Below are 15,526 nucleotides of genomic sequence, written 5' to 3' on the forward strand. Positions count from 1 at the left end.
TTAATTGCTATTATAAACCCACATACTATTAATGCTGAAGTACTGTGCCATTTTTTTCATTTTACTGTCCTTCCAATTTGCACAGTGCCAGAACAAAGGCGCTAAAGAACAAGACAGCATTAAATCCCAAAATGATTCTATAAGAAGATCCCAATTTCTTAAAAAATTAGGAAACGGTTATATAACGCTCGGACAAGCCTTTGAAGTAGATATTAAATATCTATTCAAATACAACCAACATGAAGCCATACGAACTGGTTTTGGAGGTGTTACCAATGACGAGTTTTCAAAGCGCTATCATTTGGATGGTTATGGAGCTTATGGATTTGGAGATCAAAAATTTAAATATTCCTTAGGTGGTGGTTTTCGACTAGCCCCCAAAAGCAATACCTGGATTGATCTCTCCTATACCGATGATATTGAGGAGACGGGTAGTTCTACATTTTTAACAGACAAACGCTTTTTTACTTTTTTCCAACCCCGCCTTCTTAATATTGAGCTTTTTCATAGGCATGTAACAAAATCTATTTCTATAAGCCATAAATTATCTCCTAAATTACTTTCTGAAGTAAAACTAGCAGTAAGCAATATCAATCCAACCTACGATTACACCCTGCAGGTTGGCAATAAATCTTATCAAGATTTTGACTTAACATTTTCCACTTTTTCATTCCAATGGAGCCCCTTTAGTATCTATGAGTTCAAGGATGACGTGTTAAAAGAGGTAAAAAACGGATACCCCAAATTCACGCTTCAATACACCCAAAACTTTAGAAATGTTTTTGCCAGTGAATTTGATTTTTCAAAAGTTGAATTTAGATCGGTCTATGTCCTGGAACATAAAAACAAGTCAAAAACAGGTGTCAATCTTTGGGCTGGGATAGCAAGAGGTGTTACACCCCTCACTCACATGTACCATGCCTACCCTAACAATATTAATAAAGGCAGTGTGATGAAACGATTTTCTGTAGCTGGTATTAATAGCTTTGAAACCATGTTTTTCAATGAATTCTTTTCCGACAAACTTTCAACTCTTCAAATCAAACACTATTTCAAACCTTTTGAAATCTCACCAAGATACCAACCTCAATTGGTACTGATCAGTCGTTTTGCTCTGGGAAATATGTCAAACATAGAACGCCATCAAGGTTTTGAGTTTGACACATTAGATAAAGGGTATTCAGAAATAGGCCTTGAATTAAACAAAATACTCTTCCCATTTGGACTTAGTTTTGCATATAGATATGGGGCTTACCACTTACCTAATTTTGAGGACAATCTTGCTTTTAAATTCACTTTCAACCTAACTTTATAAGCAATTTAACTTAAGTAATCCACATGTTTTTAATACCTTTGCGGCTGTTTTATTTTATCTATGTTTAAACTGCTTACAAAAGGGTTTTGGGATGTTGTAGCCAGACTTATTCTTAGGAATAAAATCATTATCCTATTAGGTATTTTGGCAATTACAGTTTTCTTGGCATCTAAGTGGGAAAACATGAGATTTACCTATACTGAAGCCAATTTACTACCCAGTGACCATCCTGCAAATATTGAATACGACCATTTCTTAGATATTTTTGGAGAAGAAGGTAATTTAATCGTTCTTGGGATTAAAGATTCCACCTTTTTTTCTCAAGAAAAATTAAATGCCTGGAATGATCTATCTGATAAATTTAAGCAGTATGACGAAGTCGAATCGGTAGTGTCCATCAGAGACTTGCAAAAACTGGTCAAAAACACCGAGAAACAGAGCTTTGAATTAGAACCTTTTATTAAAGACTCCCTTAAATCTCAACAGGAAGTCGCAGAATTAAAAGAAGACCTTTTCCACAAATATCCGTTTTATGATAACTTCCTGTTCAACACCAAAACACAGACCATCAGAACGGCTATTTATCTTAAAAAAGATATCGTAAATACGCCTATTAGAAAAGACTTTATCTTTAATATTCTTGAACCACAGATTGCTTCTTTTAAAAAAAACACCGGTCTAAATGTTAGGGTTTCAGGAATGCCTTATGTTAGAACCTTAAATGCTCAAAACATTGTAGATGAAATAGGAGAGTTCATTGCGTTGGCCCTTGCCGTCACCTCAATGATTTTCTTTTTCTTTTTCAGGTCCTTTAGAGCCACTTTTATATCCCTATTTGTAGTCTGTATTGGTGTCATGTGGACCTTTGGTATTATTGGTCTATTAAACTATGAGATTACGGTTTTAACGGCCTTGATTCCACCGCTTATTATTGTCATAGGAATTCCTAATTGCATTTTCCTCATCAACAAATACCAGCATGAGGTTAAAAGCCACGGAAACAAAGTGAAATCTTTACAAAGAGTTATCACCAAAATTGGGAATGCTACGTTAATGACCAATGTTACTACAGCCAGTGGCTTTGCAACTTTTATATTGACAGAAAGTAATCTACTTAAGGAATTTGGTACTGTAGCGTCCTTGAGTATTATAGGCATCTTCATTTTATGCCTTTTGATTATACCCATTATTTATACTTTTTTACCCTATCCAAAAGATCGTCACCTTGAACACCTGAATAGAAAATGGATTGGCGGGTTTGTGAACTGGATTGAGAAAATGGTTCGTGAAAGACGAATCACCATTTACATTGCTTCTGTAGTCCTTTTAATTGCCAGTATCATTGGAATATATCAAATAAGAATTTCAGGTAGCTTAATTGAAGACATGTCAAAAGATTCTCAATTTTTTAAAGACATTCAATTCTTTGAAACCGAGTTTGATGGTATTATGCCTTTAGAGATTCTTATAGACACGCAAAGGAAAAAAGGTGTCATGAAATTGAATACCTTAAAAAGAATGGAAGAATTGGAGGAGGTTATTGAAGAAACTCCAGAACTATCCAGGCCTATTTCTGTTGTAAGCTTAACGAAATATTTCAAGCAAGCTTATTACAATGGAAATCCAAAATATTATCAATTGCCATCATCGCAAGAAAATAGCTTTATTCTGAGCTACGTAAAAAATACCTCGACCAACGATAACACTTTGATCAATACCTTGATGGATAGTACTGGGCAATATGCCAGAATCACAACCTTCATGAAAGACATAGGTACTGATAAGATGGAAAAAATTGAAGAAAACTTGGAAACGAGAATTCATAAAGTATTTCCAGATGACAGGTACAAGGTGTCTATAACTGGAAAGGCTTTAGTCTTTCAAAAAGGAACTAAATACTTAGTTAAAAATCTAGCTATTTCATTAACCTTAGCCATCGTTTTAATTTCAATTTTCATGGCCTTTATGTTTAGGTCCTTTAGAATGATTATTGTATCACTTGTTCCTAATATTTTACCATTGGTAATCACTGCAGGAATTATGGGATTCATAGGTGTCCCTATCAAACCTTCAACTATTTTAGTATTTAGTATCGCGTTTGGAATTTCCGTAGACGACACCATCCACTTTCTAGCAAAATATAGACAAGAACTACAATTCTATAATTGGAAAATTAGAAAATCAGTTTACGCTGCCTTACGAGAAACGGGGGTTAGTATGTTTTATACCTCTATTGTTCTGTTCTTTGGATTTTCGGTATTCACAGTTTCCAGTTTTGGGGGAACAGTGGCATTGGGAGCGTTAGTTTCTACAACTCTTTTATTTGCGATGTTATCCAATTTACTATTACTACCATCCTTATTACTAGGTTTGGAACGAAACATAGCCAATAAGGAAGTTTTAAAGGAACCTGTTATCGATATTTTAAGTGAAAACGATGAAGAGGTTCAAGAATTAGAGGAAAATCACCAAAAATAACCTTCATTAAAATTCTATAAAGAATTAAATTTACACATTAAATTACGAATTAAATGAAAGCAAGTACTGTTTCAGAATTATTAAAAAGCGATAAAAAGCTTCACGACATTGAGATTAAAGGATGGGTTAGAACTTTTAGAGCCAATAGGTTTATTGCTCTCAATGATGGTTCAACCATAAATAATATTCAATGCGTTGTTGATTTTGAAAATACTGATGAAGCAATTTTAAAACGTATTACAACTGGTGCAGCTGTTCACATTAAAGGGGAATTGGTAGAAAGCCAAGGAAAAGGTCAGTCTGTAGAAGTCCAAGTAAAATCTATAGAAATATTAGGTGATTCTGACCCTGAGGAATACCCAATCCAACCTAAAAAGCACACGTTTGAATTCTTACGTGAAAATGCCCATTTAAGAACCAGAACCAATACGTTTAGTGCAGTAATGCGTTTACGTTCGTCTTTGTCTTTTGCCATCCATAAATATTTCAATGAAAATGGCTTCTATTATATGCACACACCTATAATTACAGGAAGTGATGCGGAAGGCGCTGGAGAAATGTTCCGTGTGAGTTCATTGGATGCTAAAAACCCGCCTTTAAATGAAGATGGAACTGTAAATTACAAAGAGGATTTCTTTGGGAAAGAGACCAACTTGACGGTTTCTGGACAGTTGGAAGCTGAAACCTATGCCATGTCACTTGGTAAGGTATACACCTTTGGCCCTACTTTTAGAGCCGAAAACTCTAATACATCACGTCACCTAGCTGAATTCTGGATGATTGAACCAGAGGTAGCTTTTATGGACTTAGATGGCAACATGGATTTGGCAGAAGATTTCCTTAAATATACCATCAACTATCTATTAAAGAACAACCGTGAAGACTTGGAATTTCTTGAAAGTAGATTGTTGGAAGAAGAAAAAACGAAGCCTCAAAATGAACGTAGCAGCATGAGTTTGATTGAAAAATTGAACTTTGTTGTCGATAATAATTTTAAAAGGGTAAGCTATACGGAGGCTATAGATATTTTAAGAAATAGCAAACCAAACAAAAAGAAAAAATTCAAATATCTTATTGATGAATGGGGTGCAGACCTGCAAAGTGAGCACGAACGATTTTTAGTGGAAAAACACTTTAATTGCCCAGTAATTTTATTTGATTATCCAGCTAACATCAAAGCGTTTTACATGAGATTGAATGAAGACGGCAAAACTGTTAGAGCTATGGATATTCTATTCCCAGGAATTGGGGAAATTGTAGGTGGCTCTCAACGTGAAGAACGCTTGGAAGTTTTACAAGAAAAAATGGCGCAATTAGATATTCCAGAAGAAGAATTATGGTGGTACTTAGATTTGAGAAAATATGGAACCGCTGTGCACTCTGGTTTTGGCCTTGGTTTTGAAAGATTGGTTATGTTTACAACGGGTATGACAAACATTAGAGATGTGATTCCTTACCCAAGAACACCTCAAAACGCCGAATTTTAATTAAAAACATTTAATATTTTCATAAAACAATCTACCACACATCATTGGTAGGTTGTTTTTTTTTATTTTTATAAGAAACCAAATCACATCAATGCTTAAACAACATTTACAGTTTAAACTATCTCAGAAGTTATCTCCTCAACAAATTCAATTGATGAAGTTAATTCAATTGCCAACCTTGGCATTTGAACAAAGATTGAAACAGGAAATAGAGGAAAACCCTGCCTTGGATACTGGTAGGGAAAAGACCAATGAAGATGATTATGACAATTATGATGATAGTTATGAGGACTCTGATTACAATGACAATGACAGCATAAACGCAGAGGATATTAATGTAGATGAATATTTAAGCGATGATGAAATTCCAGATTACAGAACACGCTCAAATAATTACAGCAGTGATGATGAGGAAAAAAATGTGCCTTATGCAGCTGGAACTTCCTTTACACAACATCTAAAAAACCAATTAAGCACCTTTATTCTAGATGAGGAAGAGGAAGAAATTGCTGAATTTTTGGTAGGCAGTATTGATGAAAGTGGTTATATCAGAAGATCATTAACCGAAATAATGGATGATTTGGCCTTCACCCAGAACATTTTCACCTCGGAGAAAAAAATAGGTGAGGTTTTTAAAATAGTTCATCAACTAGATCCTTCTGGGGTTGGTGCCAGAAATTTACAGGAATGTTTGAGTATACAGCTACACCGTAAGGACAAGTCTGAAAGTACTGATTTAGCAATCAAAATAATAGATGACGCCTTTGAGCAATTCACAAAAAAGCACTATAAAAAGTTAATTCAAAAATTTGACATTACCGAGGACCAATTAAAAGCTGCTATTGAGGAAATAGAGCATTTAAATCCCAAACCTGGTGGCTCTTACTCCGGAAACAACCGTATCGTGGAACATGTAATTCCCGACTTTTCAATCAAAATTGCTGATGGAGAGTTGGAGCTATCCCTCAATGGAAGAAACGCTCCAGAATTGCATGTATCTAAAGAATACAATGACATGCTCAAAGGTTATAAGGAGTCCAAAGAAAAATCGAAATCCCAAAAGGATGCGGTTCTGTTTATCAAACAAAAGTTGGACGCTGCCAAATGGTTTATAGAAGCTGTTAGACAACGTCAACAGACCTTATTTGTAACCATGAGCGCTATTATGCATTACCAAAAGGAATATTTTTTGACTGGAGATGAAAGGAAATTAAAGCCAATGATCCTGAAAGATATTGCTGATGAAATTGAAATGGATGTTTCTACCGTATCCAGGGTAGCTAATAGCAAATATGTTGACACACCCTATGGGACCAAGTTAATTAAGGAATTTTTCTCTGAATCCATGAAAAACGATCAAGGAGAGGATGTCTCTACTCGAGAAATCAAAAAAATCTTGGAAACAGTTATAGATGAAGAAAACAAAAAGAAACCTTTAACTGATGATGCTTTAGCTAAAATATTAAAGGAAAAGGGATATCCTATAGCTAGAAGAACTGTGGCTAAATATCGAGAGCAATTAGATATTCCTGTGGCCAGGTTACGGAAAAAAATATGATCAACCAGCTCATCAAAAGCATATCATTTATATTCCACCCCATTCTTATGCCCATGCTTGGAGTGGTGTTTTATTTTTCCAAGACACCCAGATTCATCCCTGGTGAAATTGTTCAAGCCAAAGTATTTTCAATACTTATTCTAACCATCGTTTTACCCATTCTAACGTACTATCTACTTAAAACCATAGGTAGGGCTAGATCGATCTATATGAATGAGCCAAAAGAGCGTATAATACCTCTTTTTTTAAATTGTTTGATTGTCCTTTTAATTATTTTAAAGGTTTTTCCCTCAGCTGAAGTTATAGAGCTTTATTATTTCTTTATTGGCGTCTTGATTTCTACATTCTGTTGCCTAATACTTGCTTTTTTTGACTTTAAAGCCAGCATCCATATGATAGCTGTTTCAGGAGTTTATATGTTCTTTATTGCATTAAGCATGCATTTCAGTATAAACATCAATGGAACCTTAGCTTTAATGGCGATACTAACAGGAGCCATTGCTTCTTCACGCCTACAATTTAAAGCCCATACCTATATTGAATTGCTTATTGGTATTCTTATCGGGGTTATACCTCAATTGACTTTGATTACGTATTGGTTATAAAATGTAAAACATCAGACCCAATTTGACAGAGTACATATCTAAATTTTCATCCCCAACCATAGTTCCTTCTTTGAAAATAGGATTGAGACCAAAACAAGCATGAAAATTCCAAACGCTATATCCAGCGCTTAAGGTAACAGCATATTGTAAATCATTGATATTATCAATATTCTTAAGTCTAAAATCTCCATAGCCACCTTTATGTTTAGCCAAGTTAGCAAATTGATATCCGATCTTAAATCCGGGATAAATTCGCCAAAATTTAGATTCAGTTGCCGTTGAAGTACGCCACCTAAATTCGATAGGTAATTCTATTAAATATAAATTGAATCGGTTCTTACTATAGGAAATATTTTCTGTATCCAAATTTAAAAATCCAATCTGGCTTCGTTCATCTTGGTAAACCAGAATATTACTATTGAAAGAATTCATAGAACCTCCAAGACCAACAGCAAAGGCAACATTACGGCGTTGATTGATTGGAAAATCTCTCATAAAACCCAAATGTAACCCACTTGAAAACCCCGATTGGGCACCATTACTAGGTTTCCTAACCAAAGCATTGTAAGTAATCCCCAAATAAAATTGATCTTCCCGATACTTTGAATCAACAATAGAGTCTTCCTTTTGAACAGGAAATTCATCGCCTTGACCAAAAACAATTGAGTTAAAAACAAATAGAAAAATAAAGGAATAATAATTTTTCATGGGCTCCCTAATTCTAAAGTTAAAAATAAAACAAAAGGCGTATTGATTTCTCAAAACGCCTTTTGTTTTTATAAAATTAAGAGTAAAATTACCTATTCAAGCTTGCCAAGGCATCGCCATTGATCGTTGTATAGTTAATTTTTAATGCATTAGCTTTACGTAGTTCTTGTTTTATGTCGGTTACAAGTCCCATGTTAGCCTCTCTATCAACTTTAAGAGCAGTTGTTAAAAAAGGAACTAATTCCTCTCTTTTAGATGCTCTTTCAGCCGCTATAAAGGCTTGTATTTCTGATACATCAGCAAATTTATCATTTAACTGAATTCTTGGTTCAGTACCATATTTATCCTTGTAAGAAGAACTAGGTTTACCCACGTAAATATACATCACCAAGTCTTTTTTATCCAGTTTCTCAACTTGATCAGCAGCTGGCAATCTGTTTTCTATCATCAAGGTGTTTTCTCTCATCACGGTAGCAACCATGAAAAAGAAAAGCAACATGAAAACGATATCAGGCAATGATGCTGTTGAAATAGCTGGTAAATCTCCTGACTTTTTCTTTTTAAATTTAGACATTATCTCGTGTTTATCTAATTATACTTACGATTTCTTAGGCTCTGCTTCAGAGAATTTCTGAGGAATTAACAATTTAATTTTCTCAAGTTTTTCTTTTAGACGCTCTTTGTCTTCTTCTGAAGTTCTAGGATCGTTATACATCTTTTCTGCTTCAACAAAGTTGACACCTAAATTAGGATTGTCTCTTAAGAATTCTCTGTTTCTCAACTGATTATAGGCTGCTAATATCTCGTTTTGGACAGCAATGTAAGTCTCATATTTCGTTCCTCTATCATTTTGAAGAGAAATAATAGCCTTATCAAAATTGTCTGACGATCTAGGATTTTTCTTTCCTTGGCAACGTCTACAAGCATCATCGCCTGCACCTCCACCATTATCTAGAAAATCCACAGCTGCCTTTTGAAGATCTTTAAGCTTAATTACCTTTTCTTCTCCCCCAGTTTTTAAGAACAACTCATTGTTCTTATTCACATTCAATTGGAAGATATTCTTCTCCTTAATAACCGGAGGATCTACTACATCTTCCATAGGAGGTAACTTTCTACTTAAACCCGAATCGGTTTCAATGGTAGTAGTTACCAAGAAAAATATTAAAAGTAAGAAAGCAATGTCGGCCATAGAGCCTGCATTAACTTCTGGTGCTGCTCGTTTTGCCATAATTATCTACTTGTTATTTTTTTCACTCCAGAGAACAACATAGCAACGGCAGCAGTAACGATTAAGATATAAAAAGCTATCAAACCTGCTCCTACCATATGAGATTCTCCTTCACTTACAGCTTCACCACCGTATAAATATGTTTGTGGATCGCCTCCAGAAACCATATATGCAATGATTAATACAGCTGCAAAGATTCCTACTCCTATTAACGTATTTTTAAGCGTTGCCGTATTTGTAAAAAGGTTTTTTAACATAAAAACCACAACAAATACGATCGCTATCACCATAATGAAGTACGCAACATATGCAAATGGATCTACTATAGAAGTATCTCCCATTGCAGCTGCCGACTTAATCGCATCATCTCCTTCAGCAATAATTCTGACAAGGAAAATGAGCCCAAGTACTCCTAAAATGGCTGCTAGTATTTTTAAAATTTTATGTAACATGTTATGTTTTTTAAGCAGTTATTACTTTCTATTATGTCTAATCAACAAGTCCATTAAAGTAATTGACGCATCTTCCATGTCGTTAACGATGCTATCAATCTTAGCAATAATGTAGTTATAGAAAATTTGAAGAATAATTGCTACGATCAAACCGAATACGGTTGTCAATAAGGCTACTTTAATACCTCCCGCAACTAATGACGGTTGCATATCCCCAGCAGCTTCAATTTTATCGAATGCTTGAATCATACCAATTACCGTACCCATGAATCCTAACATCGGAGCCAAAGCGATAAATAATGAAATCCAAGAAACATTTTTCTCTAATTGTCCCATTTGAACACCTCCATAAGCCACAACAGCTTTTTCAGCAGCGTCTAAACCTTCATCAACTCTATCTAAACCTTGATAGTAGATTGAGGCAACAGGCCCTTTTGTATTTCTACAAACCTCTTTAGCAGCTTCTACTCCTCCAGAATTCAGAGCGTCTTCTACTTCTGCTGTTAATTTTTTGGTGTTGGTTGTGGAAAGATTTAAAAAGATAATTCTCTCAATAGCTATAGCTAGACCAAGAATTAAACACAATAATACAATCCCCATAAATCCTGGACCACCTTCTATAAAACGCTTTTTTAATTCTTGATGAAATGAAACTTTTTCTTCAGTTACCGAATCATCAGCATCGTCTTGAATAGGTGAAACAACTGTTGCAGCTGCAGTCATTGCAGTTGTCGTTGCATTAGCTTTTCCGATTGCCATAAAACACATAATGGCTAGGATAGAAAATAATCTTTTCATTGTTATTGTTCTTAATTTTATTAGTTAAAGTGTTAAAGATAAAAAAAAATGCGCTTATAAAACAAAAAAGTAGCAGAGAGGAAGGGATTCGAACCCTCGATACGCTTTTGGCGTATACACACTTTCCAGGCGTGCTCCTTCGACCACTCGGACACCTCTCTATTATTATGCTCTACAAAATAGCGTAGCAAATAACAAAAAAACTTTTGAAAGCTAAAAATTTTAGGAGTTAATTTTATGTGATTTCTCCGCGTAATGAGGCTTCAAACATGGTTTTGAATGAGTTAGAAGAAATCTTCTCACCTAGCATATACATAAGTTTTGCTACCGCAGCCTCTGATGTCATGTCTTTTCCAGAAATCACCCCTATTTGTTTTAACTCAGAACTGGTTTCATACTGCCCCATGTTAACACTTCCTCCAGGACACTGGGTTACATTAACCACTTGCACGCCTCTTTCTATGGCCTTTTTGAGGGCATTCACAAACCATTTTTCTGTTGTGGCGTTCCCAGCTCCATAAGTTTCCAAAACAATCCCCTTTATTGAAGGATGGTTGACCATGCACTCCAAAATGGTATCACTAATTCCCGGAAACATTTTAACCAAAACTATATTGGTGTCGAAATGTTTGTGAACCAAAAGTTTTTCGTTAACATCTGGAACAAAAAGCGCCTCATGGTTTACTTTTAGATGAACACCAGACTCTGCCAAATTGGGATAATTAAAAGACTCAAAAGCCTCAAAATGTTCCGCATTAATTTTTGTGGTTCTGTTTCCTCTGTATAATTTATATTCAAAATAGAGACCCACCTCTCTTACAACAGGTTGATTATTCTCCTGCAAAGAAGCCATTTGAATCGAAGTTATCAAATTCTCCTTAGCATCGGTTCTCAAATCTCCAATAGGCAACTGTGAACCAGTTAGAATGACTGGTTTAGCCAAATTTTCAAGCATAAAACTTAATGCAGATGCTGTATAGCTCATTGTGTCACTTCCATGTAACACTACAAAACCATCAAACCTATCGTAACTAGACTCAATGATTTCTGAAATTTGAACCCAAAACTTTGGATTCATATTGGAAGAGTCAATTGGCTCTTTAAAAGATAATGCTGTAATATCACAACTCAATAATCTTAACTCAGGTATACGTTTTAAAAGATTGGCAAAATCAAATGCCTTAAGCACACCTGATTTTGGATCTTTCATCATTCCTATGGTACCTCCTGTGTATATAAGCAGGATTTTAGGTTTTTGTTGCATATTAAATCTTAAAGACGTCTATAGAATTTTGAGTTGTCATACGGGCAATTTCCTCTTCTGGCATACCATACAATTCGGATAGTTTTTCAAGCACTTTAACTATGTAAGCGCTTTCATTTCTTTTTCCTCGAAAAGGTTTCGGTGCCAGATAGGGAGAATCGGTTTCCAAAACTATATGTTTTAAATCAATTTTATTCAAAAACTGATCTATTTTACCATTTTTAAAAGTAACCACACCTCCAATACCCAATTTCATATTATAGGATAATGCTTTTTCTGCCTGATCTAAAGTACCAGTGAAACAATGAAAAATACCAAATAATTGTTCATCGTTCTCTTCTTCGAGTATTTCAAAAATTTCATCAAAAGCATCCCTACAATGAATAACAATGGGCAATTGATGCTTTTTGGCCAGTTGAATTTGAAATTTAAAAGCCTCTTGTTGAATTCCTAAAGTTGATTGATCCCAATACAAATCAATTCCTATTTCACCGACAGCACAAAATTTTCGTTCCGATAGAAAAGATTCAACCAAAGCTAACTCTTCCTTGTAATTCTCTTTCACAGATGTTGGATGTAATCCCATCATTAAAAAAACATGATTGGGAAACATCCCTTCAAGTTCAAACATCGCTTTATTGTAGGAAGAATCTATCGCTGGAATAAAAAACCTCTCAACTCCAAGATCCAGTGCACGCTGAACCATTTCCTTCCTATCATCAATGAAGGCATCACTATAAAGATGTGTATGTGTATCTGTTATAATCATGCCGCAAAAATAGTCCTTTTACTTAAGTATATTTGCAAGAAAAATTTTAAATGGAAAACAACCTCAGGGATTACCTTGTTGACAAAGGATATACAAAAATCAAGTTGCATCTCACAAAAACGAATCATTTTGAAATTAGAGCGAGTATCAATGGTGTAAAAGGCGTCTTTATTTTAGATACGGGAGCTTCCAATTCCTGCGTCGGGTTTGAGGCAGCCGAAACCTTTAAGCTCAAAACCATGGAGTCTGAAATTAAAGCCGCAGGTGCAGGAGCCATTGACATGGAAACCCAATTATCAAAAAAGAATAAAATAAAGATAGGTAAGTGGAAAAAGGACAAAGTAGCATTGATCCTTTTTAATCTCACTCATGTCAATACAGCATTAGTAAATCACAATGCGCAACCAGTAGATGGCATTCTCGGAGCTGATATTTTAAAAAAAGGAAAAGCAATCATTGACTATGATAAAAAATACCTGTATTTAAAATTGTAAAATTTTTCTTTCCTTAATTCACGACAGTCAGTATCTTTACATTCCCCTGAAAGACTGATTTATGGAAACTTCTATCGTCATAGCCGATGACCACCCATTAATATTAAAGGGCCTTTTTGATTTCTTGGTAGAAAAAGGCTATAATGTTATAGATAGTGCTGAAAATGGAAAAGATGCGTTTGAACTCATCTCTTCCCAAAAACCAGATATCGCTATTTTAGATATTCAAATGCCTTATTTAACGGGATTGCAGATTGCAGAAAAGTGTCAAGAACTACAACTGCCCACTAAAATTATTTTAATTACGGTCGAAAAAGATGAATCCATATACCTAAAAGCCAAGGAATTAGATATATACGGATATGTATTAAAGGAGTTTGCCCTAGCAGAAATTGAAATATGTATCGCTTCAGTATTAAATGATAAAGCCTACTTTAGTCCAGAACTCTTGTCTCATTTAGAGGTTGAACAGGTCCCCGAAGAATTGGAATCGCTCACAAAAACTGAAAAAGAAGTTTTAAAACATATCGCTCAAAATAAAACGGCTAAGGAAATTGCAGATATTATGTTTATCTCTGACAGAACCGTTGAAAAACATAAAAGCAACATGCTTAAGAAATTGAAATTAGAATCCAAACACACCACCTTAGCTCTATTTGCTAAAGAAATCGAACCCTTTTTAGACTAAAAATACGTAGTTCTACGTATTGTTTGGTATGTAATTTATTCCGAATTTTACAATGCTATTAATTAGTTCTTAGGGAGAATTAAGAGGCTCTGTCAACAAAAAGTTTTCAGGGCCTTTTTATTTACAAAAATTACGTAATTCTACGTATTGCATCATAGCGAAATAATAGCGAGCTTTACAAAGCTATTAATCGATTGCCTAATTAAGGGATTTTCAACGCCCTGTGCCAAATGGCACAGGGTTCCTTAAATCTACAAAACCTATTTAAACCATGGAAAAAGAATCTAATTCTCTAAACAAATATTTGATCATTGGATTGATGGTTATAGTGTTAATCGTCATCTCAATCAACATCTTTGTAAATTTTTATTAGTTTTAGTTTTTCACGTTAAAAAAGAAAGGGCTTTCGGATATCTGAAAGCCCTTTTTATAAATCATATTGTACGCACCTAGCTTATAGCTCGAGTGCTTTCTTCACATCTCCATTCATTAAAAATTCCACAGGATTTTCCAAGGCTTCTTTAACTGCCACTAAGAATCCTACAGACTCCTTACCATCAATAATTCTATGATCATAAGATAAGGCTAAGTACATCATTGGGTGAATTTCAACTTTTCCGTCTACTGCAATAGGTCTTTCAATAATGTTATGCATTCCTAAAATGGCACTTTGAGGAGGATTAATGATTGGTGTTGACAACATACTTCCAAAAACCCCTCCATTTGAAATGGTAAAAGTTCCACCTGTCATTTCATCAACCGTTATTTGCCCATCACGAGCTCTAATTGCCAATCGTTTTACCTCAGCTTCTACACCTCTAAAAGTTAAATTCTCTGCGTTTCTAATAACAGGAACCATCAAACCTTTAGGGCCAGAAACAGCGATGCTAATATCACAAAAATCATAGCTCACCATTTCCTTTTCATCAATCATGGAATTAACCGCAGGATACATTTCCAAGGCTCTAACACACGCCAGAGTAAAAAACGACATAAACCCAAGTCCTACTCCATGTTTGCTCTTAAATTCTTCTTTATATTGGTTTCTAAGCTCAAAAATAGGTGTCATGTTTGCCTCATTGAACGTTGTCAACATGGCTGTCTCGTTTTTAGCAGAGACCAATCTCTCAGCTACTTTACGACGTAACATAGACAACTTAGAACGAGATTCTCCACGAGTTCCTCCTGTTGGGGTTCCCATGGATACCTTGGCATTAATTGCATCTTCCTTAGTCACCCTTCCATCTTTACCTGTTCCAGTTACTTGAGAAGCTTCCATCCCTTTCTCAGCAAGAATCTTTTTAGCTGCAGGACTTGCAGATCCAGTAGCATAGGTACTTTTCTCTGCTACAGGCTCAGCTTTCTTCTCTTCAGCTTTAGGCTCCGCTGGTTTGCTCTCCTCTTTCTTTTCAGATTCACTTCCCTCTGGTTTTGCCGCGTCGGTGTCTATCAAACATACAACTTGGCCCACAGCAACAGCATCCCCTTCTTCAGCTTTTAAGGTAATAGTCCCACTGGCTTCTGCAGGAAGCTCCAGGGTGGCTTTATCACTATCTACTTCAGCAATGGCTTGATCTTTTTCTACATAGTCACCATCTTGTACTAGCCATTCAGCGATTTCAACTTCTGTAATGGATTCTCCTGGTGAAGGAACTTTCATTTCTAAAATCATTGGTCTA

At 35.2% G+C, this 15,526-nt stretch carries 15 protein-coding genes and 1 tRNA gene; 7 read left to right on the forward strand and 9 right to left on the reverse strand.

Annotation, left to right across the window (positions count from 1 at the left end; translation table 11 throughout):
* Positions 1-31: 31 nt before the first annotated feature.
* From GZ212_RS00345 to GZ212_RS00365, 5 genes are all read left to right on the forward strand, one after another.
* Positions 32-1,315: a DUF5686 family protein gene (locus tag GZ212_RS00345; RefSeq protein ID WP_166956157.1), complete on the forward strand. Its 1,284-nt coding sequence runs from the start codon at positions 32-34 to the stop codon at positions 1,313-1,315.
* Positions 1,316-1,375: 60 nt separating this feature from the next.
* Positions 1,376-3,793, forward strand: a complete 2,418-nt coding sequence (locus GZ212_RS00350) for an RND family transporter (protein WP_166956159.1) — start codon at positions 1,376-1,378, stop codon at positions 3,791-3,793.
* Positions 3,794-3,846: 53 nt separating this feature from the next.
* Complete coding sequence (asnS, locus tag GZ212_RS00355; RefSeq protein WP_053970508.1) at positions 3,847-5,280, forward strand: asparagine--tRNA ligase; 1,434 nt, start codon at positions 3,847-3,849, stop codon at positions 5,278-5,280.
* 91 nt (positions 5,281-5,371) lie between these two features.
* Positions 5,372-6,838 (forward strand): RNA polymerase factor sigma-54, encoded by a 1,467-nt coding sequence (gene rpoN / locus GZ212_RS00360; RefSeq protein ID WP_166956162.1) that lies wholly within the window; start codon positions 5,372-5,374, stop codon positions 6,836-6,838.
* Positions 6,835-7,443 (forward strand): hypothetical protein, encoded by a 609-nt coding sequence (locus tag GZ212_RS00365; protein ID WP_166956165.1) that lies wholly within the window; start codon positions 6,835-6,837, stop codon positions 7,441-7,443. The genes rpoN and GZ212_RS00365 overlap by 4 nt, the downstream gene beginning before the upstream one ends.
* Here GZ212_RS00365 and GZ212_RS00370 read toward each other — a convergent pair.
* The 8 genes from GZ212_RS00370 to GZ212_RS00405 form a co-directional block, all read right to left on the reverse strand.
* Entirely contained in the window at positions 7,438-8,151 is a 714-nt protein-coding gene (locus GZ212_RS00370) for a porin family protein (RefSeq protein ID WP_166956168.1), read from the reverse strand. The two genes, GZ212_RS00365 and GZ212_RS00370, sit on opposite strands and share 6 nt — an antisense overlap.
* A gap of 88 nt (positions 8,152-8,239) precedes the next feature.
* A complete protein-coding gene (locus GZ212_RS00375; RefSeq protein ID WP_053970512.1) occupies positions 8,240-8,725 on the reverse strand; it encodes a biopolymer transporter ExbD in 486 nt (161 codons plus the stop codon).
* A 24-nt stretch (positions 8,726-8,749) separates the two neighbouring features.
* Entirely contained in the window at positions 8,750-9,382 is a 633-nt protein-coding gene (locus GZ212_RS00380; protein WP_053970513.1) for a biopolymer transporter ExbD, read from the reverse strand.
* Positions 9,383-9,384: 2 nt separating this feature from the next.
* The gene (locus tag GZ212_RS00385; RefSeq protein WP_166956171.1) at positions 9,385-9,834 is read right to left on the reverse strand and encodes a hypothetical protein; all 450 of its coding nucleotides are present in this window, start codon (positions 9,832-9,834) and stop codon (positions 9,385-9,387) included.
* 21 nt (positions 9,835-9,855) lie between these two features.
* Positions 9,856-10,632: a MotA/TolQ/ExbB proton channel family protein gene (locus GZ212_RS00390; RefSeq protein ID WP_053970515.1), complete on the reverse strand. Its 777-nt coding sequence runs from the start codon at positions 10,630-10,632 to the stop codon at positions 9,856-9,858.
* Between the two features lie 73 nt (positions 10,633-10,705).
* Positions 10,706-10,793 (reverse strand) — tRNA-Ser (locus GZ212_RS00395).
* A gap of 74 nt (positions 10,794-10,867) precedes the next feature.
* A complete protein-coding gene (locus tag GZ212_RS00400) occupies positions 10,868-11,896 on the reverse strand; it encodes an asparaginase (protein ID WP_053970516.1) in 1,029 nt (342 codons plus the stop codon).
* Between the two features lies 1 nt (position 11,897).
* Entirely contained in the window at positions 11,898-12,665 is a 768-nt protein-coding gene (locus GZ212_RS00405; RefSeq protein ID WP_166956174.1) for a TatD family hydrolase, read from the reverse strand.
* A gap of 50 nt (positions 12,666-12,715) precedes the next feature.
* Here GZ212_RS00405 and GZ212_RS00410 point away from each other — a divergent pair, with 50 nt between their 5' ends.
* Both GZ212_RS00410 and GZ212_RS00415 read left to right on the forward strand, forming a co-directional pair.
* Positions 12,716-13,159 carry a TIGR02281 family clan AA aspartic protease gene (locus GZ212_RS00410; protein ID WP_166956177.1) on the forward strand — a complete coding sequence of 148 codons (444 nt, stop codon included), beginning with the start codon at positions 12,716-12,718 and terminating at the stop codon, positions 13,157-13,159.
* A gap of 61 nt (positions 13,160-13,220) precedes the next feature.
* A complete protein-coding gene (locus GZ212_RS00415; protein WP_053970519.1) occupies positions 13,221-13,847 on the forward strand; it encodes a response regulator transcription factor in 627 nt (208 codons plus the stop codon).
* 454 nt (positions 13,848-14,301) lie between these two features.
* Here GZ212_RS00415 and odhB read toward each other — a convergent pair whose 3' ends face one another.
* Complete coding sequence (odhB, locus tag GZ212_RS00420; RefSeq protein ID WP_166956180.1) at positions 14,302-15,519, reverse strand: 2-oxoglutarate dehydrogenase complex dihydrolipoyllysine-residue succinyltransferase; 1,218 nt, start codon at positions 15,517-15,519, stop codon at positions 14,302-14,304.
* Positions 15,520-15,526 lie beyond the last annotated feature (7 nt).

The organism is Mangrovimonas sp. CR14 (assembly GCF_011764015.1).
Lineage (GTDB): Bacteria > Bacteroidota > Bacteroidia > Flavobacteriales > Flavobacteriaceae > Mangrovimonas > Mangrovimonas futianensis.